A 387-nucleotide genomic window follows, 5' to 3' on the forward strand; every position below is an offset into this window, starting at 1 on the left:
TGCGGTACCTTGTTGGTCTTTTTCTAAGGTGCCAGCACTTACAGGATCTAATGTGCTATCTTGATTTTGTATGAGTTGAGACTCGCCTTCTAAATCTATATCTCCATTTAGTTTTATGTACCAACTATTAAAAAGACCAGAGTTATTTGTAACATGTAGTGAAGATCCACTATTTAATAGTATTCCTACCGTATTTATATCCTTGTCAATTTCTAGATCGCCGTTTATCTGTACTATAGCACAGTCTGGTATTATATTGTGTATGTCCCATACACTTCCATGTTCCCAATTACTTGAATTACTCCAATCTCCACTACAGGACGAAGTGGTAATATATGGTAATGGAGCAGTGTATTCTTGATATGTCCTCATATTATGTAACTGTCC

General features: G+C 35.9%; 1 protein-coding gene. It reads right to left on the reverse strand.

Annotated features, from left to right (window positions below):
- Nucleotides 1–372 (reverse strand): hypothetical protein (locus tag J8281_RS19190; RefSeq protein ID WP_210199259.1); only part of this gene is annotated, 372 nt, incomplete at its 3' end.
- Nucleotides 373–387: the final 15 nt, after the last annotated feature.

The sequence above is a fragment of the Aquimarina sp. U1-2 genome, from assembly GCF_017897595.1.
GTDB lineage: Bacteria > Bacteroidota > Bacteroidia > Flavobacteriales > Flavobacteriaceae > Aquimarina.